The sequence below is a fragment of the Bacillus sp. LR--39 genome (assembly GCF_053613335.1).
Genome location: NZ_JBSIOT010001559.1, coordinates 1 through 525, shown reverse-complemented (window position 1 = coordinate 525; position 525 = coordinate 1). Strand labels below are relative to the sequence as shown.

Genomic DNA, 525 nt, shown 5'->3' with positions numbered 1-525 from the left:
AAATTATAAACACGATTTCCGCGGCTGACGGCACTTATGATGAGCTTGAACGCGGAGAGAAGTCGAAGCTCAGGGACGATGTTGTTGATATTCAAAAAAAGCCGTTCTCGATTCTTTTTATGGGGGTTGAAGATTATTCGACAAACGGCGAGCACGGCCGGACGGATTCCCTGATTGTCGTGACGCTCGATCCTAAAAAGAAGTCGATGAAAATGCTGAGCATTCCGCGGGACACAAGGGTTCATTTGGCCAGCGACACAACCGGCACAAAAACAAAAATTAATGCGGCCTATGCAAAAGGCGGCAAGGATGAAACAATTGAGACGGTTGAGGATTTCCTCGGAATCCCGATCGACTACTATGCAACGGTCGATTTTGACGGGTTTAAAGATGTCATCGATGAAATCGGCGGAATCGATGTCGATGTGCCGTTTGACTTTAGCGAAAAAAGCGATGTCTCCAAATCGAAGAGAATCTATTTTAAAAAAGGAAATATGCATCTAAATGGTGAGGAAGCTCTTGCCT

At 45.3% G+C, this 525-nt stretch carries 1 protein-coding gene; it reads left to right on the top strand.

Going from position 1 to position 525, the window contains the following annotated elements; translation table 11 throughout:
- Positions 1–525: LCP family protein (locus ACWHAR_RS31790; protein ID WP_452089016.1), on the top strand; the 525-nt coding region annotated here is incomplete at both ends.